The organism is Pseudomonas sp. P5_109 (assembly GCF_034009455.1).
Classification (GTDB): Bacteria; Pseudomonadota; Gammaproteobacteria; order Pseudomonadales; family Pseudomonadaceae; genus Aquipseudomonas.
Window position 1 is genome coordinate 588,522 of the sequence record NZ_CP125380.1, and the last position, 18,659, is coordinate 607,180.

At 61.4% G+C, this 18,659-nt stretch carries 16 protein-coding genes; 14 read left to right on the forward strand and 2 right to left on the reverse strand.

Annotated features, from left to right (window positions below; translation table 11 throughout):
• Positions 1-8: 8 nt before the first annotated feature.
• Positions 9-1,040 (reverse strand): small ribosomal subunit biogenesis GTPase RsgA, encoded by a 1,032-nt coding sequence (gene rsgA / locus QMK54_RS02520; RefSeq protein ID WP_110658018.1) that lies wholly within the window; start codon positions 1,038-1,040, stop codon positions 9-11.
• 106 nt (positions 1,041-1,146) lie between these two features.
• Here rsgA and orn point away from each other — a divergent pair, with 106 nt between their 5' ends.
• Together orn and QMK54_RS02530 are read left to right on the forward strand one after the other, a co-directional pair.
• Entirely contained in the window at positions 1,147-1,689 is a 543-nt protein-coding gene (gene orn / locus QMK54_RS02525) for an oligoribonuclease (protein WP_320401995.1), read from the forward strand.
• Positions 1,690-1,897: 208 nt separating this feature from the next.
• Positions 1,898-2,509 (forward strand): trimeric intracellular cation channel family protein, encoded by a 612-nt coding sequence (locus QMK54_RS02530; protein WP_090452809.1) that lies wholly within the window; start codon positions 1,898-1,900, stop codon positions 2,507-2,509.
• Here the strand turns inward: QMK54_RS02530 and queG are convergent.
• Positions 2,491-3,570, reverse strand: a complete 1,080-nt coding sequence (gene queG / locus QMK54_RS02535; RefSeq protein ID WP_223593902.1) for a tRNA epoxyqueuosine(34) reductase QueG — start codon at positions 3,568-3,570, stop codon at positions 2,491-2,493. The two genes, QMK54_RS02530 and queG, sit on opposite strands and share 19 nt — an antisense overlap.
• 63 nt (positions 3,571-3,633) lie before the next feature.
• Here queG and QMK54_RS02540 point away from each other — a divergent pair, with 63 nt between their 5' ends.
• The 12 genes from QMK54_RS02540 (at position 3,634) to QMK54_RS02595 (ending at position 18,623) form a co-directional block, all read left to right on the forward strand.
• Entirely contained in the window at positions 3,634-5,133 is a 1,500-nt protein-coding gene (locus QMK54_RS02540) for an NAD(P)H-hydrate dehydratase (RefSeq protein WP_320401996.1), read from the forward strand.
• Entirely contained in the window at positions 5,121-5,591 is a 471-nt protein-coding gene (gene tsaE / locus QMK54_RS02545) for a tRNA (adenosine(37)-N6)-threonylcarbamoyltransferase complex ATPase subunit type 1 TsaE (RefSeq protein WP_223593913.1), read from the forward strand. Before QMK54_RS02540 ends, tsaE begins: the two co-directional genes overlap by 13 nt.
• Positions 5,592-7,022 (forward strand): N-acetylmuramoyl-L-alanine amidase, encoded by a 1,431-nt coding sequence (locus tag QMK54_RS02550; RefSeq protein WP_110658008.1) that lies wholly within the window; start codon positions 5,592-5,594, stop codon positions 7,020-7,022.
• Between the two features lie 8 nt (positions 7,023-7,030).
• A complete protein-coding gene (gene mutL, locus QMK54_RS02555) occupies positions 7,031-8,929 on the forward strand; it encodes a DNA mismatch repair endonuclease MutL (protein WP_181431992.1) in 1,899 nt (632 codons plus the stop codon).
• Complete coding sequence (miaA, locus tag QMK54_RS02560) at positions 8,929-9,900, forward strand: tRNA (adenosine(37)-N6)-dimethylallyltransferase MiaA (protein ID WP_223593915.1); 972 nt, start codon at positions 8,929-8,931, stop codon at positions 9,898-9,900. Before mutL ends, miaA begins: the two co-directional genes overlap by 1 nt.
• Positions 9,901-9,993: 93 nt before the next feature.
• On the forward strand, positions 9,994-10,254 hold the full coding sequence (gene hfq, locus QMK54_RS02565; protein ID WP_007902656.1) for an RNA chaperone Hfq: 261 nt from the start codon (positions 9,994-9,996) through the stop codon (positions 10,252-10,254).
• A 12-nt stretch (positions 10,255-10,266) separates the two neighbouring features.
• Entirely contained in the window at positions 10,267-11,568 is a 1,302-nt protein-coding gene (gene hflX, locus QMK54_RS02570) for a ribosome rescue GTPase HflX (protein WP_110658002.1), read from the forward strand.
• Between the two features lie 96 nt (positions 11,569-11,664).
• Entirely contained in the window at positions 11,665-12,840 is a 1,176-nt protein-coding gene (gene hflK / locus QMK54_RS02575) for an FtsH protease activity modulator HflK (protein WP_320401997.1), read from the forward strand.
• The gene (gene hflC, locus QMK54_RS02580) at positions 12,840-13,709 is read left to right on the forward strand and encodes a protease modulator HflC (RefSeq protein ID WP_056725458.1); all 870 of its coding nucleotides are present in this window, start codon (positions 12,840-12,842) and stop codon (positions 13,707-13,709) included. The genes hflK and hflC overlap by 1 nt, the downstream gene beginning before the upstream one ends.
• A gap of 309 nt (positions 13,710-14,018) precedes the next feature.
• Entirely contained in the window at positions 14,019-15,206 is a 1,188-nt protein-coding gene (locus QMK54_RS02585) for an ATP phosphoribosyltransferase regulatory subunit (protein ID WP_008048076.1), read from the forward strand.
• Between the two features lie 54 nt (positions 15,207-15,260).
• The gene (locus tag QMK54_RS02590) at positions 15,261-16,550 is read left to right on the forward strand and encodes an adenylosuccinate synthase (RefSeq protein WP_110657998.1); all 1,290 of its coding nucleotides are present in this window, start codon (positions 15,261-15,263) and stop codon (positions 16,548-16,550) included.
• A 138-nt stretch (positions 16,551-16,688) separates the two neighbouring features.
• Positions 16,689-18,623: a methyl-accepting chemotaxis protein gene (locus QMK54_RS02595; protein WP_223593917.1), complete on the forward strand. Its 1,935-nt coding sequence runs from the start codon at positions 16,689-16,691 to the stop codon at positions 18,621-18,623.
• Positions 18,624-18,659 lie beyond the last annotated feature (36 nt).

The window sequence follows — 18,659 nt, forward strand, 5'->3', positions numbered from 1 at the left end:
ACGCCTGTTTAGTAGCCGTTTTCCGGCAGGCTGGCGATGATCGAGCGGTAGCTGTTCATCCGTTGCTGCTGCACGCGGCCGTCTTCGAGGGCCTTGAGCAGGGCGCAACCGGGTTCGCGGTCATGCTTGCAGTCGCGAAAGCGGCAGGTTCCAAGCAGGTCATTGAACTCGATGAAGCCGGCTTCGACGTCGGCTCGGCTGACGTGGCCCAGACCGAATTCGCGGATACCCGGGGAGTCGATCAACTCACCGCCGCCGGGGAAGTGGAACAATCTCGCGGTGGTGGTGGTGTGAGTGCCCTGGCCGGACAGTTCGGACAGCGGGCCGACGCGGGTTTCGACATCCGGCAGCAGGCTGTTGACCAGCGACGACTTGCCGACACCGGACTGGCCGACGAACACGCTGATGCGTCCGTCCAGCTGCGTCTGCAATTGCTCCATGCCGTTGCCGTGGTGTGCCGACACTTCCAGCACCGGGTAGCCGAGGGTGCGGTATACGGCGAGCAAGGCATTCAGCGCAGGAGCGTTGTGTTCGTCGATCAGGTCGAATTTGTTCAGCAGCAACAGCGGCTTGATGCCCGCATGCTCGGCGGCTACCAGGTAGCGGTCGATCAGGTTGGCATGAGGCTCGGGCAGCGGGGCGAAGACGATGACGATCATGTCGACGTTGGCCGCAACAGGCTTGAGCTGGCCGCGGCTGTCCGGGCGGCACAGCTCGGTGTTGCGCGGCAGTTGCGCCACGATCACGCCAATGCCCTGGTTGCCGGCACGCCAGACCACCTGATCGCCGGTCACCAGCGCCGGCAGGTTGGCGCGCAGGTGGCAACGGAACACCTGGCCGGCCAGTTCGCCGTCGCGGGCCTCGACCTCGACCTGCACACCGAAGTGCGCGATCACCAGGCCGTGCTGTTCCGGGCCCAGGTCGCCACCTTCGAGTGCCTCGACAGCCGAGGACTCGCGTTTGGCGGCGCGGGCAGCGCGTTCGCCCTGAATCTTTTCGATGCGCCAGTTTTGACGACGATTGAGTTGGCGTTTGGCCATGGGTGTTCCGTATCAAGAATGCAGCGATTAGGTAAAACGGCCGCGAGTTTAGCACGCCCGGCTACCGGCCTAGGCTAAACTGCGCAGCATTGCCTAGGAGCCGAACATGCAAAACCCACAGAACCTGATCTGGATCGACCTGGAAATGACCGGTCTGAACCCGGACACCGACGTCATCATCGAAATGGCCACCATCGTCACCGACAGTGACCTGAACACCCTGGCCGAAGGCCCGGTGATCGCCATCCACCACAGCGACGAAATCCTTGCCGGCATGGACGAGTGGAACACCCGTCAGCACGGCGGTTCCGGGCTAACCCAGCGGGTGCGCGACAGCCGCATCAGCATGGCCGAAGCCGAAGCACAAACCATCGCCTTCCTGGAAAAGTGGGTGCCGAAGGGCAAGTCACCGATCTGCGGCAACAGCATCTGCCAGGACCGTCGCTTCCTTTATACCCACATGAAATCCCTGGAAAGCTATTTCCACTACCGCAACCTCGACGTATCCACGCTCAAAGAGCTGGCTGCGCGCTGGGCCCCGGACGTGCGTGACAGCTTCAAGAAGGGCAGCACCCACCTGGCGCTGGACGACATCCGCGAGTCCGTCGCCGAGTTGCAGCACTACCGCAAGCATTTCATCAAGGCCTGATGCTATCGGGCTTTTGTGGCGAGGGGGCTTGCCCCCGTTCGGCTGCGGAGCAGTCGTAAAACCAGTGAGTGCGGTGTAACTGAAAGAATGCAGGGGAGCGCTTCGCCCTCCAGCGGGAGCAAGCTCCCTCGCCACAGGGTGTGTCTGCCCTCTTTTGGTGCTCCAGCGAACTGAGTAGACTGCGCGCCTTTCTGCAAGGACCGCCACCATGCTGCTGATGCTCTACCTGATCGCCATCACTGCCGAAGCCATGACCGGCGCCCTCTCTGCCGGCCGACGCGGGATGGACTGGTTTGGTGTAGTGCTGATCGCTTGCGTCACGGCGCTGGGTGGCGGGTCGGTGCGCGATGTGCTGCTCGGGCACTACCCGCTGACTTGGGTCAAACACCCGGAATACCTGGTGCTGACCACGGCTGCCGCCATGATCACGGTGTTCACGGCGCGCTGGATGCGGCATTTGCGTTCACTGTTCCTAGTGCTCGACGCCATGGGCCTGGTGGCTTTCACCCTGATCGGCTGCATCACCGCCCTGGAAATGGGCCATGGCATGCTGGTGGCCTCTGTCAGCGGCGTGATCACCGGCGTCTTCGGCGGCATCCTGCGGGATATTTTCTGCAACGATATTCCGCTGATCTTCCGGCGTGAGCTCTATGCCAGCGTCTCGTTTGCGGCGGCGTGGTGCTACATGCTCTGCATCTATCTGCAATTACCCGATGAACAATCGATTCTGATCACCTTGTTTGGCGGTTTTCTATTGCGCTTGCTGGCGATCCGTTTTCATTGGGAAATGCCCAAGTTCGTCTACAACGACGAAGCCTGACGTTCGGCATGCTGCCGCAATGCCCACTCGACATGTTCACGTACCAGTTCCGAAGGGTGCTCCCGTCGCGCCTTCAGCGCCTCCAGCACCGGGATCGTTGAAGGCGCGTTCCCCAACCCTACCGCCAGGTTGCGCAACCAGTTTTCGTAACCGGTCCGGCGCAATGGCGAGCCTTCGGTGCTGCTCAAGAACTTCTCCTCATCCCACATGAACAGTTCCGCCAGCCCGGCATTGTCCAGATTGTGCCGCGGCTTGAAGTCGCCTTCTCCGGATGGCCGGGCGAAGCGGTTCCAGGGGCAGACGATCTGGCAGTCATCGCAACCGAACACCCGATTGCCGATCAGCGGCCGCAGGTCTTCAGGGATCGCGCCCTTGAGCTCGATGGTCAGGTAGGAGATGCAGCGTCGGGCATCCAGCACATAGGGGCCGACGAAGGCATTGGTCGGGCAGATGTCGAGGCACGCACTGCAACGACCGCAATGTTCGGTGGCGTGGGGCGGGTCCACCGGCAGTGGCAAATCAACGAATAGTTCGGCGAGGAAGAAATAGCTGCCTGCCTTGCGATTCAAAACCAGAGTGTTTTTGCCGATCCAGCCCAGGCCGGCCTGTTCGGCGATGGCTTTTTCCAGCACCGGAGCACTGTCGACAAAGGCACGGAAGCCGAACGGGCCGATTTGTGCCTGAATCTTGTCCGCCAGTTGTTGCACGCGCTTGCGGATCAGCTTGTGGTAATCGCGACCGAGGGCATAACGCGAGACGTAGGCTTTTTCCGGTTGGGCGAGCATTTTTGCCATTTGCGTGTCGCCCGCCAGGTAGTCCATGCGCAACGAAACCACGCGTAAAGTGCCGGGCACCAGTTCGTCCGGGTGCGAGCGTTTGCTGCCATGGGCGCCCATGTAGTCCATTTCGCCGTGGTAGCCGGCGGCGAGCCAGCGCTCCAGGTGCTGCTCGTGCTCGCCCAGGTCGAGGCCGCTGATGCCGACTTGCTGAAAGCCCAGCTCGCGGCCCCAATCCTTGATGGATTGGGCGAGGGCAGGCAGGTCTGTGGTAATAGCGGGCATGAGGCGAGAGAAACCGGAGCTGAGGTGCGTATAATTCTGCCAGACATCGGAGCCCGAAGACGCATGCCGCACACTAAAGATGAATTACCCGACGCGCTGTACAGCGCCGCGCAGGTGCGAGCACTCGACGCGAGCCTGATCGCGGCCGGCACACCGGGCTTCGAATTGATGCAGCGCGCGGCGCGAGCGACGTGGCGGGCGCTGGTGCGGCAATGGCCGACAGCGAACGAACTGAGTGTACTCGCCGGTCATGGCAACAATGCCGGAGACGGATACCTGGTGGCCGTGTTGGCCCGGCGCGCCGGTTGGTCGGTGCGGGTGCTGGCGGTGGGGGATCGGCAGCGCCTGCAAGGGGATGCGGCATTGGCCCATGCCGAGGCGATGTCCGAAAACGTCACCATCGAGTCTTGGGGTGCCCAGTCCGAATTGCGCGGGGTTGTGTTGGACGCCTTGCTGGGTACCGGCCTGACCGGTGATGTGCGCGAGCCGTACGCCAGTGTAATCGCCGCGATCAATGCCAGCGGGCTGCCGGTTGCGGCGGTGGATATCCCCTCCGGGCTATGCGCCGATACCGGTCGCCTCTTCGGCTGCGCGGTGCGAGCGGATCTGACGGTCACCTTCATTGGCTTGAAACTGGGCTTGTTCACCGGTGATGCGGCGGATGTCGTGGGTGAGCTGGTTTTCAATGACCTGCACGCCGATCCGCAGTTGCTTGAGGGGGCGCCGAGCAGTGCCCGTCGTCTCACAACTGGCAATCTGCCGCGCCTGGCCGCCCGGGCCCCGGCTTCCCATAAAGGCCGATTCGGCCACGTGCTGCTGATCGGCGGTGATCGCGGGTTCGGGGGTGCAATCCTGCTCAGTGCGCAAAGCGCCCTGCGCAGTGGCGCGGGCATGGTCTCGGTGGCGACCCGTAGCGAGCATGTCCCCGCCGCGCTGGCGCGGATTCCCGAGGCGATGGTGCTGGGCACGTCGTCAGCCAATCAGTTGATGGGTTTGCTTCAAAAAGTTTCTGTGCTGGTTGTCGGTCCGGGGCTGGGGCAGGCTGGCTGGGGGGCTAGCCTGTTGTCGGCTGCCGCCAACGCACCGCTACCGCAAGTCTGGGATGCCGATGCACTGAATATGTTGGCCGGGGAGCGTGTGAGTTTGCCCAAGGATTGCGTGATCACGCCGCATCCGGGGGAGGCCGCGCGTTTGCTCGGAATGAGTCCGGCCCAGGTTCAGGCTGATCGACCCGCTGCGGCCCACGCATTGAGCAAAAAATATACAGCGGTCGTGGTGCTCAAGGGCGCCGGGAGTCTGGTCGCCCATCCCGATGGGCGTCTGGCGCTGTGTCATCAGGGGCATCCGGCCATGGCCACTGCCGGTCTGGGCGATGTACTGGCCGGTTTGATCGGCGCATTGCTGGCCCAGGGCATGGAGGCATTCGATGCGGCCTGCCTGGCGGTCTGGTTGCATGCCAATGCCGGTGAGCAACAAGGAAAATCGGGCCGTGGGCTGGCGGCCAGTGATCTGATACCAGCCATTCGTCAGTTGTTGGAGGAGCAAGCACCGTGTCTGAAGTAACCCTGTACCTGGCCAATGAGCAGGCCATGAGCGACTTTGGCGCACGCATTGCCGGAGTCACCCAGGGCCATGGCCTGATCTTCCTCGAGGGCAACCTGGGGATGGGCAAAACCACGTTGTCCCGAGGCATCATCCGCGGCCTGGGGCATGTCGGGGCCGTAAAAAGCCCGACTTTCACCCTGGTTGAACCCTACGAGATTGGCGACGTTCGGGCCTTCCATTTCGATTTGTACCGTCTGGTCGATCCTGAAGAACTGGAGTTCCTCGGTATCCGCGACTACTTCGAAGACGATGCCCTGTGTCTGATCGAATGGCCCGATAAAGGTGCAGGCTTTTTGCCAAAGCCGGACCTGACCATTACCATTAGCCCGCAAGACAGCGGGCGTTCGCTGAAAATTTTGTCCCAGGGCTCGCGTGGCGAGGCCTGGTGTGCCGCTTTGGCATTGGAATCCAAATAAATGATGGGGTTAGGTATGCGCTTTCGCGCGTTGGTGGCTGCCGTAGGGGTGTTGTTTTTGGCGGTGACCGTCGACGCTGTGGCCGACTCGAAGGTCAACAGTGTTCGTCTGTGGCGGGCACCGGACAACACACGACTGGTGTTTGACCTGACCGGCCCGGTGCAGCACAGCGTCTTTACCCTGACGGCGCCGGATCGCCTGGTCATCGATATCAATGGCGCGACCCTCGGTGCGCCGCTCAACGTCAACACCTCGAACACCCCGATTACCGCCATGCGCTCGGCTCAACGCACGCCGACCGACCTGCGGGTGGTCATCGACCTGAAAAAGGCCGTGACGCCGAAAAGCTTCTCCCTGGCGCCGAACGCCCAGTACGGCAACCGCCTGGTGGTCGATCTGTTCGATAACGCCGCGGATGCCGCGCCTCCGCCAGCGCCGACACCGTCAGTCGCCACGGTGCCCGCTGTGCCGGTCACACCGACAGAGCCTGCGATCAAGTTGCCCCCAGCACCGGCCGGCAAGCGCGATATCGTGGTGGTGATCGATGCCGGCCACGGTGGCGAAGACCCGGGAGCATCGGGTTCTCGCGGTCAGCGTGAGAAAGACGTGGTGTTGCAGATCGCCCGCGAAACGCAGCGTCAGATCAGCGGCATGAAAGGCTTCCGCGCCGAACTGACCCGTACCGGCGACTACTTCATTCCGTTGCGCGGCCGTACTGAAATCGCCCGCAAGAAAGGCGCCGACCTGTTCGTCTCGATCCACGCCGACGCCGCGCCTTCCGCCGCCGCTTTCGGTGCTTCGGTATTTGCCCTGTCTGATCGCGGCGCGACTTCCGAGACCGCCCGCTGGCTGGCCGACAGCGAAAACCGTTCCGACCTGATCGGTGGTGCCGGCAACGTCAGCCTCGATGACAAGGACCGCATGCTCGCCGGCGTGTTGCTTGACCTGTCGATGACGGCATCCCTGACCTCCAGCCTGAACGTTGGCCAGAAAGTGCTGAGCAACATTGGCCGGGTGACGCCTCTGCACAAGCAGCGGGTCGAACAGGCCGGGTTCATGGTGCTGAAGTCGCCGGATATTCCGTCGATCCTGGTGGAAACCGGGTTTATCTCCAACGCCAACGAAGCCTCGAAGCTTGCCGCGTCGGGCCACCAGCAGGCGCTGGCGCGTTCGATCAGCAGCGGCGTGCGTCAGTTCTTCCAGCAGAACCCGCCGCCGGGCACTTACATTGCCTGGCTGCGCGACTCCGGCAAGATTGTGCAGGGTCCACGTGACCACCGCGTCAACCCGGGCGAGACCCTGGCGATGATCGCCGTGCGCTATCAGGTGTCGCCCGCGACCCTGCGCAGCGCCAACAACCTGTCGAGCGATGAGCTCAAGATCGGTCAGCACCTGACTATTCCGGGCACTGAATTGGCGGCCAAAGAATGAATCAGGTCGTGAGCAACGGCGCGCGAATCGAGCTGCTCAGCCCGCGACTGGCGAACCAGATTGCCGCGGGCGAGGTGGTCGAGCGCCCGGCTTCGGTGATCAAGGAGCTGCTGGAAAACAGCCTCGACTCCGGCGCCAGGCGCATCGATGTCGATGTGGAGCAGGGCGGCGTCAAGCTGCTGCGGGTGCGCGACGATGGCAGCGGCATTTCCGCCGATGACCTGCCGCTGGCGCTGGCCCGTCACGCCACCAGCAAGATCCGCAACCTCGAAGACCTCGAACAGGTCATGAGCCTGGGCTTTCGCGGTGAAGCCCTGGCATCGATCAGTTCCGTGGCGCGCCTGACCCTCACTTCCCGCACCCGCGACGCCGATCAGGCCTGGCAGGTCGAGACCGAAGGCCGTGACATGGCGCCCCGCGTGCAGCCGGCGGCCCACCCGGTAGGCACTTCGGTTGAAGTGCGTGACCTGTTCTTCAACACGCCGGCGCGACGCAAGTTTCTCAAGACCGAAAAAACCGAATTCGATCACCTGCAAGAAGTGATCAGGCGCCTGGCCCTGGCGCGCTTCGATGTGGCGTTCCACTTGCGCCATAACGGCAAGACCATCCTCAGCTTGCACGAGGCCCATGATGATGCGGCCCGTGCCCGGCGCGTGGCGGCGATCTGCGGGCCGGGTTTCCTGGAGCAGGCACTGCCGATCGAAATCGAGCGCAACGGCTTGCATCTATGGGGCTGGGTCGGCCTGCCGACCTTCAACCGCAGCCAGGCAGATTTGCAGTATTTCTTCGTCAATGGCCGTGCGGTGCGCGACAAGCTGGTAGCCCACGCGGTACGCCAGGCTTATCGCGACGTGCTGTTCAACGGACGGCATCCGACCTTCGTGCTGTTTTTCGAAGTCGATCCGACCGGCGTCGACGTCAACGTGCACCCGACCAAGCACGAAGTGCGCTTCCGTGAAGGGCGCATGGTTCACGATTTCCTCTACGGCACCTTGCACCGCGCCTTGGGCGATGTGCGGCCGGACGATCACCTGGCGGCGCCGGTTGCCACGGCCATTGTCCGGCCAACCGGCCTCGAAGCCGGTGAATTCGGGCCGCAGGGCGAAATGCGCCTGGCCGCCAATGCGCTGCTGGAACAGCCTCAGGCCCAGCCGTCGTTCAATGCGCCGGCGGGTTCGGGTGCTGGCGCGGGTTATCAGTATCAATACACGCCGCGTCCGCAGTCCGGCGTTCCTGTCGCCGAAGCGCAGGCCGCCTATCGCGAGTTTTTTGCGCCGCTACCCGAGGCCAATGCCGTCGCGCTACCCGCCGGGCAGGACGACATCCCGCCGCTGGGTTATGCGCTGGCACAACTCAAGGGCATCTACATTCTTTCGGAAAACGCTCAGGGCCTGGTGCTGGTGGACATGCATGCCGCCCACGAACGGATCATGTACGAACGCCTGAAGGTCGCCATGGCCAGCGAAGGCTTGAGCGGCCAGCCGCTGTTGGTGCCGGAATCCCTGGCCGTCAGCCAGCGCGAAGCCGATTGCGCCGAGGAACATGTCGCCTGGTTCCAGCGCCTGGGCTTTGAGTTGCAGCGCCTGGGCCCGGAAACCCTGGCGATCCGGCAGATCCCGGCACTGCTCAAGCAGGCCGAAGCCAACCGGCTGGTCGCCGATGTCCTGGCCGACCTGATGGAGTTCGGCACCAGCGACCGCATTCAGGCGCACCTGAACGAATTGCTCGGGACCATGGCCTGCCACGGCGCGGTTCGTGCGAATCGGCGCTTGGCCCTGCCGGAAATGAACGGTCTGCTGCGTGACATGGAAAACACCGAGCGCAGCGGTCAATGCAACCATGGCCGACCGACCTGGACCCAACTGGGCCTGGACGATCTGGACAAACTGTTTTTGCGCGGTCGTTGATGAGCCAGTTCCCACCTGCGATTTTCCTGATGGGTCCGACTGCCGCCGGCAAGACCGACCTGGCCATCGAACTCAGCAAAGTCCTGCCGTGCGAGTTGATCAGCGTCGATTCGGCGCTGGTCTACCGTGGCATGGACATCGGTACCGCCAAGCCTTCCAAAGAGCTGCTGGCGCAATATCCGCATCGCCTGATCGATATTCTCGACCCGGCCGAGAGCTATTCGGCTGCGGATTTTCGCCGCGATGCCCTGGAAGCCATGGCCGATATCACTGCGCGCGGAAAAATTCCGCTGCTGGTGGGCGGTACCATGCTCTATTACAAGGCTTTGGTTGAAGGCCTGGCAGAAATGCCGGCGGCCGACCCCGAGGTCCGCGCGCAAATCGAAGAAGAGGCTGCACGCCTTGGCTGGCAAGCCTTGCACGAGCAATTGGCGGTGATTGATCCGGAGTCTGCGGCGCGAATACATCCGAACGATCCCCAGCGTCTGAGTCGAGCGCTGGAAGTTTATCGTGTCAGCGGTCAAAGCATGACTGCCCTGCGTTTGAAACAATCTGTGCAAAGTACTGAAGCAGCCGCTTCGGGACGGCAACAATTGCCCTATACTGTCGCAAACTTGGCTATTGCCCCGGCAAATCGCCAGGTACTGCACGAGCGAATTAAACAAAGATTCACTTTAATGTTGGAACAGGGATTCATTGACGAGGTCGTAGCCCTGCGTAAGAGAAGTGACCTGCATGCCGGGTTGCCGTCTATACGTGCAGTAGGCTACCGCCAAGTCTGGGACTACCTGGATGGCAAGCTGACGTCAGCCGAGATGCAGGAGCGTGGAATCATTGCCACGCGCCAATTGGCGAAACGCCAGTTCACCTGGCTGCGCAGTTGGACTGATCTGCATTGGCTGGACAGTCTGGATTGCGACAATCTGCCGCGCGCCTTGAAATACCTTGGGACCATCTCCATATTGAGCTGAGTCCTTGCAATTGCCGTCTATCCTTGGGGGTGTGGCGGCTAAAGCCATCTGATTACCTATTTTTTATATTGAATCCTTAAAGGAGTGCGGCACATGTCAAAAGGGCATTCGCTACAAGACCCTTACTTGAATACTTTACGTAAAGAGAAAGTTGGGGTGTCCATCTACCTGGTCAACGGTATCAAACTGCAAGGCACGATCGAGTCGTTCGACCAGTTCGTCATCCTGCTGAAAAACACCGTAAGCCAGATGGTCTACAAACACGCTATCTCTACAGTGGTGCCGGTTCGTCCAATTCGTCTGCCTAGCGCAACCGAATCCGAAGCAGGTGACGCTGAGCCAGGTAACGCCTGATAGGAGTCTCCTTTGTTCTTTGAGCGCCACGGTGGTGGTGAGCGAGTCATCCTCGTTCACTTGGATGGACAGGACCCTGAGGCGCGCGAAGATCCGCAGGAGTTTCAGGAATTGGCTAATTCGGCGGGTGCCGAGACCGTCGCGTTTTTTAACGTGCCGCGTCATCGGCCAACCGCCAAGACCCTGATTGGCAGTGGCAAGGTCGAGGAACTGCGCGACCTGGTCAAGGCCGAACAGGCCGATCTGGTGATTTTCAATCACATCCTCACGCCCAGTCAGGAACGTAACCTCGAACGTGTTTTCGAGTGTCGCGTGATCGACCGTACCGGTCTGATTCTCGATATTTTCGCCCAGCGCGCCCGTACCCATGAAGGCAAGCTCCAGGTCGAACTGGCCCAGCTTGACCACATGAGCACCCGGCTGGTTCGTGGCTGGACTCACCTTGAGCGCCAGGGTGGTGGTATCGGTATGCGTGGCCCGGGTGAAACCCAGCTGGAAACCGACCGCCGTTTGCTGCGGGTTCGCCTGCGGCAGATCAAGGGGCGGCTGGAGAAGGTGCGCAGCCAGCGCGAACAGTCGCGCCGTGGCCGATCGCGTGCGGATATTCCTACCGTGTCCCTGGTGGGGTACACCAACGCCGGTAAATCCACGCTCTTCAATAACGTGACGAAATCCGACGTCTACGCAGCTGACCAATTGTTTGCCACGCTGGACCCGACCCTGCGTCGTCTGGAAATAGACGATCTGGGGCCGATTGTCCTGGCGGACACAGTGGGTTTCATTCGCCACTTGCCGCACAAGCTGGTCGAAGCATTTCGGTCTACCCTCGAAGAGTCGAGCAACTCCGATCTGTTGTTGCACGTGATCGACGCGGCCGAACCCGATCGCCTGTTGCAGATCGAGCAGGTAATGGTCGTGCTTGGCGAGATTGGTGCTCAGGACTTGCCGATCCTCGAGGTCTATAACAAACTCGATTTGCTTGAAGGCGTTGAGCCACAAATCCAGCGCGACGAGAACGGCAAGCCCCAACGGGTCTGGCTGTCGGCGCGAGATGGCAGTGGTCTGGAATTGCTTGAACAAGCCATTGCCGAGTTGCTGGGCAGTGATTTGTTTGTCGGTACCTTGCGCTTGCCGCAACGATTCGCTCGACTGCGTGCGCAGTTCTTCGAACTCGGTGCGGTGCAGAAAGAAGAACACGACGAAGAAGGCATCAGTTTGCTGGCCGTTCGTTTGCCCCGGGTCGAGTTGAATCGACTGGTAAGCCGCGAGGGATTGCAGCCGATGGAATTCATCGAGCAACACACTTTGCAATAAAAGCCTGGGAAAGCGGTTGTGCCGTGGTGACAGGCATTCTGTAGCATTGGTCGGCGCGCCGTGGGTGCGTCTTTGCTTTATCAGATGGAGAGCGCTATGGCTTGGAATGAGCCGGGTGGCAACTCGAATAATCAGGATCCTTGGGGTGGCAAGCGTCGTAACAACGGCGACCGCAAGGGGCCACCGGATCTCGACGAGGCCTTCCGAAAGCTGCAGGAAAGCCTGAACGGTTTGTTCGGTGGTGGTAAGAAGCGTGGTGGCGACGACGGCGGTGGTCCGGGCAAGAGTGGCGGCTTTGGCGGCCTGCTCGGCATCGGCCTGGTCGTTCTCGCCGCCGTTTGGCTGTACAGCGCGGTTTATGTCGTCGACGAGCAGGAGCAAGCCGTGGTGCTGCGCTTTGGCAAGTACTACGAAACTGTGGGTCCCGGCCTGAATATCTACTTCCCGCCGATCGACAAGAAGTACATGGAAAACGTCACGCGCGAGCGTGCCTACACCAAGCAGGGCCAGATGCTGACTGAAGACGAGAACATCGTCGAAGTGCCGCTGACCGTGCAGTACAAGATCAGCAACCTGCAGGACTTCGTGCTGAGCGTCGATCAGCCGGAAATCAGCCTGCAGCACGCGACCGACAGCGCCTTGCGCCATGTGGTGGGTTCCACCGCGATGGACCAGGTACTGACCGAAGGTCGTGAATTGATGGCCAGCGAGATCAAGGAGCGTCTGCAACGCTTCATGGATACCTATCGCACCGGCATCACTGTCACCCAGGTCAACGTACAGAGCGCAGCGGCACCGCGTGAAGTCCAGGAAGCCTTCGATGACGTGATCCGTGCCCGGGAAGACGAGCAGCGTTCGCGTAACCAGGCTGAAACCTATGCCAACGGCGTCGTGCCGGAAGCCCGTGGTCAGGCCCAGCGCATCCTCGAGGATGCCAATGGTTACCGTGACGAAACCGTCTCGCGCGCCAAGGGTGAGGCCGATCGCTTCACCAAGCTGGTTGCCGAGTACCGCAAGGCACCTGAAGTCACCCGCCAGCGTCTGTACCTGGACACCATGCAGGAAGTCTTCACCAATACCAGCAAGGTACTCGTGACCGGCAACAAGAACGGCCAGAGCAACCTGCTGTACCTGCCGCTGGACAAGATGGTCGAAAGTGGTCGCAGCACCAGCACTCCGGTGACCGGCGCAGCAGCCAGCAGCAATGAAGCGAATGCGCGTGCGGCAGCAGATCTGCAGCAACAGCAAGCACGTACCAGGGAGAGTCGCTGATGAGCAATAAATCGCTGATCGCCCTTATTGTCGGCGTCGTCGTGGCGATCGCTGCCTGGAACTGCTTCTACATCGTGGCTCAGACCGAGCGTGCGGTGTTGCTGCAGTTCGGTCGCGTGGTCCAGACCGATGTTCAGCCAGGCCTGCATGTGAAAGTGCCTTACGTTAACCAGGTGCGTAAATTCGACGCACGCCTGATGACGCTGGATGCACCGACACAACGCTTCCTGACGCTGGAAAAGAAAGCCGTGATGGTCGATGCCTACGCCAAGTGGCGCGTGAAGGACGCAGAGCGTTACTACACCGCGACTTCCGGCCTCAAGCAGATTGCCGACGAGCGTTTGTCCCGTCGCCTGGAGTCGGGCCTGCGTGACCAGTTTGGTAAGCGCACCCTGCACGAAGTGGTTTCCGGTGAGCGCGATGCGCTGATGGCGGATATCACGGCTTCGCTGAACAAGATGGCCGAGAAAGAGTTGGGTATCGAAGTTGTCGATGTCCGGGTCAAGACCATCGACCTGCCGAAAGAAGTCAACCGCAGTGTGTTCGAGCGTATGAGTACCGAGCGTGAGCGTGAAGCTCGCGAGCACCGCGCCAAGGGTAACGAGCTGGCCGAAGGCATCCGTGCCGACGCCGATCGTCAACGCCGCGTGCTGCTGGCTGAAGCCTATCGTGAATCCGAAGAGGTTCGCGGTGATGGCGATGCCCAGGCCGCTGCGATCTACTCCAAGGCCTACGGTCAGGATCAGGAGTTCTACGCGTTCTACCGTAGCCTGCGTGCCTACCGTGAAAGCTTCGCGAACAAATCCGACGTATTGGTCCTCGACCCAAGCAGCGACTTCTTCCACTACCTGGAAAAAGCCAAGCCTTGATACGGCGTTGACCTGAATCACTCCGCCGGGCGGCTAAAAGCTCTGGCGGGGTGATCCTTTGGGAAAACGTGTGTATGATGCGGCAGCCGGGAAATTCCCGGCTTTTTTGCGTCTGCACGTTTGATTGCTGTTTTTGAGCAGATGCCGGGCCGATTGGCTCGACAGTTTTTCGAGGAAAGTGGTTGGCGAAGCCGGTAAAAGGCTTTTCGCTTCGTCGCTCATGCGCGTGGTTTGTGCATAAGCCGATCATTTTCTGCTTCACTCAAGGCTCGCCGACAGGCTGGCTGCCCGGAGATAGGGGAAGGCGTAATGGCAACGGTAGACCGCTGGCTTCTGCCAGATGGCATCGAAGAAGTACTGCCACCGGAAGCTGCGCGTATTGAAGTCGCGCGTCGTCAGGTGTTGGATCTGTTCCAGAGCTGGGGTTACGAGTTTGTCGTGACTCCCCATATCGAGTACCTGGAATCCCTGCTGACTGGCGCAGGCCAGGATCTGGATCTGCGCACCTTCAAGGTCATCGACCCGCAATCGGGCCGGCAGATGGGTTTCCGTGCCGACATCACGCCGCAAGTGGCGCGCATCGATGCGCATACTCTGCGCCGGGAAGGTCCGAGCCGCCTGTGCTATGCCGGTAGCGTGCTGCATGCCCAGCCTCGCGCCTTGTCGTCCTCGCGCAGCCCGATTCAATTGGGTGCGGAGTTGTACGGCGACGGCAGTCCGAGCAGCGACGTCGAAGTCATCAGCCTGATGCTGGCCATGCTGCAACTGGCCGATGTGCCGGATGTGCACATGGACCTCGGCCATGTCGGCATCTACCGTGGCCTGGCCCGTGCGGCCGGTTTGTCCGGTGAAGTCGAGCAGCAGTTGTTCGATGCCTTGCAACGCAAGGCCATCGATGAGGTCATTACCTTGACCGAAGGCTTGCCTGCCGATCTGTCGGGCATGTTGCGTGCGTTGGTCGACCTGTGTGGTGGTCGTGAGGTGTTGAGCGCTGCCCGCGAGCGTCTGGCCAAGGCGCCGGCCCCTGTACTGGCAGCGCTGGATGACTTGCTGGCGATTGCCGAGCGGCTGTCCGTGCGTTTCCCTGAGCTGCCGCTGTACTTCGACCTGGGCGAGCTGCGTGGCTACCACTACCACACCGGTGTGGTGTTCGCCGTGTTCGTGCCGGGTGTTGGCCAGTCCATTGCCCAAGGCGGTCGTTACGACGACATCGGCGCCGACTTCGGTCGTGCCCGTCCGGCAACCGGCTTCTCTACCGATTTGAAAACCCTGGTGACCCTGGGGCGTGCTGAGATCGAGCTACCGTCTGGCGGTATCTGGATGCCTGACAGTACGGATGCGGCACTCTGGCAGCAGGTTTGCCAGTTGCGCAGTGAGGGTCAGCGTGTCGTTCAGGCTTTGCCTGGACAACCTTTGGCCGCCGCCCGTGAAGCGGACTGCGACCGGCAATTGATTCAGCAGAACGGGCTTTGGCAAGTATCGCCACTGGCTTCTTGAGTTTTCCTGCCGGCTGCCGCCGGCACCAAGTTTGCGCGAATGAGGACAAGTGTTATGGGTAAGAATGTCGTAGTCCTGGGCACCCAATGGGGTGATGAGGGCAAAGGCAAGATCGTTGATCTGCTGACCGAACATGCTGCCGCCGTAGTGCGCTACCAGGGTGGCCACAACGCTGGCCACACGCTGGTGATCGACGGCGAAAAAACCGTCTTGCACCTGATCCCGTCGGGCGTGCTGCGCGAAGGCGTGCAGTGCCTGATCGGCAACGGTGTGGTGGTTGCACCTGACGCCCTGCTGCGCGAGATCACCAAGTTGGAAGAAAAAGGTGTGCCGGTGCGCGAGCGCCTGCGCATCAGCCCGTCCTGCCCGCTGATCCTGTCCTTCCACGTTGCGCTGGACCAGGCCCGTGAAAAGGCCCGTGGCGAGCTGAAGATCGGTACCACCGGTCGCGGCATCGGCCCGGCCTACGAAGACAAGGTCGCACGTCGTGGCCTGCGTGTGGGCGACCTGCTCAACATGCCGCGCTTTGAAGACAAACTGCGTGAACTGGTGGATTACCACAACTTCATGCTGGTGGGTTACTACAAAGAGCCAGCCATCGAATTCGACAAGACCCTGGCCGAATGCAAGGAATACGCTGAGCTGCTCAAGCCGCTGATGCTGGACGTGACTGCCGAGCTGCACGACCTGCGTCGCGCTGGCAAAGACATCATGTTCGAAGGCGCCCAAGGCTCCCTGCTGGACATCGACCACGGTACCTACCCGTACGTGACCAGCTCCAACACCACCGCTGGCGGCGTTGCTACCGGTTCGGGTGTTGGCCCGATGTTCCTGGACTACATCCTGGGCATCACCAAGGCTTACACCACGCGTGTAGGTTCGGGTCCATTCCCGACTGAGCTGTTCGACGAAGTCGGTGCGCACCTGGCTAAACAAGGTCACGAATTCGGCGCGACTACTGGCCGTGCTCGTCGTTGTGGCTGGTTCGACGCTGTTATCCTGCGTCGCGCTATCGATGTGAACAGCATCTCGGGCATCTGCCTGACCAAGCTGGACGTACTCGACGGTCTGGAAACCATCAACATCTGCGTCGGCTACAAGGATGCGCAAGGTAATGCGGTTGCCCCGACTGATGCAGACAGCTACGTAGGCCTGCAGCCAGTGTACGAAGAAGTGCCGGGCTGGACCGAGTCGACCGTGGGTGCCAAAACCCTGGAAGAGCTGCCGGCTAACGCCCGTGCTTACATCAAGCGCGTGGAAGAGCTGATCGGTGCGCCGATCGACATTATTTCGACGGGCCCGGACCGCAACGAAACCATCGTTCTGCGTCATCCGTTTGCTTGATAAGTCGTTGATGTAAAACACAAAGGCTCCTTAATCGGGGCCTTTGTCGTATTTGTCTGTAGGACGGCATGACCTTTGCTGTAAATCTTCTCAAAAGAATGCCATCAAATTAATGGCGTCCAAGCAGAGGGATTCACAGTGTCGGCCGTTCTCTCACTGTTACAAAGCCGTTTGTTGCGGCCCGTGTTCGTTACCCTTGGTATCGCCCTTTTGGTGCAGGTGCTGGTAGCTGTCGCTCTGACCCGGAGCACGGTGACCGCGCTGGAAGCCGATCTGGGTAAGCGCCTGGGCGCGGACAGCCAAAAGCTCTCTGCCGAGCTTGAGCAGGCAGGGCGCGAAGTCACGTCCAGTCTGGACAGCCTCTCTACCAGTACCCGTCAGCGCCTCACGGCCGGTTTGTCCTCGCGACTTGAGGAAGAGCAGGCGCAATTGCGTTCGACCCTGGAAAAGGACCTGAAGGACTCCGCCAATGATATGGCACAGCTTCTGGCTTCGGTCGCGCCTCGCGCCATGTGGGACAACGATGTTCCAACACTGTCCGAATTCGCCCGTCGGGCCCAGCGCAATCCCAATGTGCTGTTCGTGGTGTATGACGACGCCACCGGCCAACACCTGACGCGCTACCTCAATCGGGAAAATCCGATCAACAAGGCGCTGCTGGAAAAAGGCCAGGGCGAGCGGGCGCTCGACAAAGTGCTGGATGCGGCGAAGAACGATCCGTCGGTGTTCTACATCGAGGCTTCGATCAACCCCAATGGCGTGGAAATCGGCAAGGTCCTGATGGGGGTCTCGACTGCTTCGGTGGAGACTGACTTGGCGGCCCTCGACAAGCGCTTCTCGGCCCTGATCGCCAGCAGCGATCAACTGGTCGGCGACAGCCTCAAGGGCGCAGCGGCCGACAGCGCGACGGCCATGCGTGCGCGCCTGCAGTCAGCGCAGTCCACGGCGGCTGAAATGAAAGCCAACACCACCAGCACCGTGCAGGAAGCGGCCGCGACTTTGCGCTGGCGCATCGGTGTGTGCCTGGCGGTGGTGGGTTTTGGTGTCCTGCTGCTGTTGGCGGTGGTGCTCGGTCGCCGAGTGGTCAATCGCCTGAAAATGCTGATCGTTGCCATGGATGACCTGGCGGCGGGCGAGGGCGATCTGACCAAGCGTGTGCAGATCAACAGCAAGGATGAAATCGGCGACATGGCCTCGGCGGTCAATCGCTTTGTGGATAAGTTGCAGCCGATCGTGCGCGAGGCGGGCGATGTGGCTCAGCGTACCGGTGTCGAGATTGGCGCCATGACCTTGCGCAACGCCGGTGCAGATGCGGCGGCGGGCATGCAGCGTGACGAGGTGGCGGAGAGTTTGCGCGCGCTGTCGCAAATGGCCGATGAGGCGCAGTCGGAAAGCCATGCCATGCAGGCGGCGCTGAAGCAGGTCGTGGACATTCGCCAGGCCACCGATGAAAACACCCGGACCTCGGCGAAAGTCGGCAGTCTGATCGAGGAGCTGGCGGGTCAGGTCAATACCGGTGCGCAAGTGATCGAGCGCCTGGCGCAGCAAAGTGAACAGATCGAGGTGGTATTGACGGTGATTCATGGCATCGCCGAGCAGACCAACTTGCTGGCGCTGAACGCCGCTATTGAAGCGGCGCGTGCCGGCGAGACCGGGCGCGGGTTTGCCGTGGTGGCCGACGAGGTTCGGGCGCTGGCGAGCAAGACGCAGAGTTCCACCGGCGATATTCAGGCGCACATCGTTGCGCTGCAGCAAGGCGCGCGTGAGGCGGTGGCGGCAATTGGCCAGGCCGGGCGCCAGGCCAATGAGGGGTTGCTGGTGCTGCGCGACAGTGCGCGGTTGCAGCAGTCGGTGCAGGCATCGGTCGAACAGGTTCATGCGGCAATTGGTCTGGCTACCCAGGCTGCGGCACATCAGGCGCAGGGCGCGCAGGCAGTGCGGGGGCGGGTCCAGACCATTCACGCCCAGGCCGAGAAAGCGGCGCAAGCTGTCGTGGCGACCACGGCGAGCGGCAAGGTGCTCGATGGTCTGGCTGCACAGTTGAAGGCGAGCCTGGGGCAGTTCAGGGCCTGATCGGTTGTCTGTGCCGGCCCCTTCGCGAGCACGCCT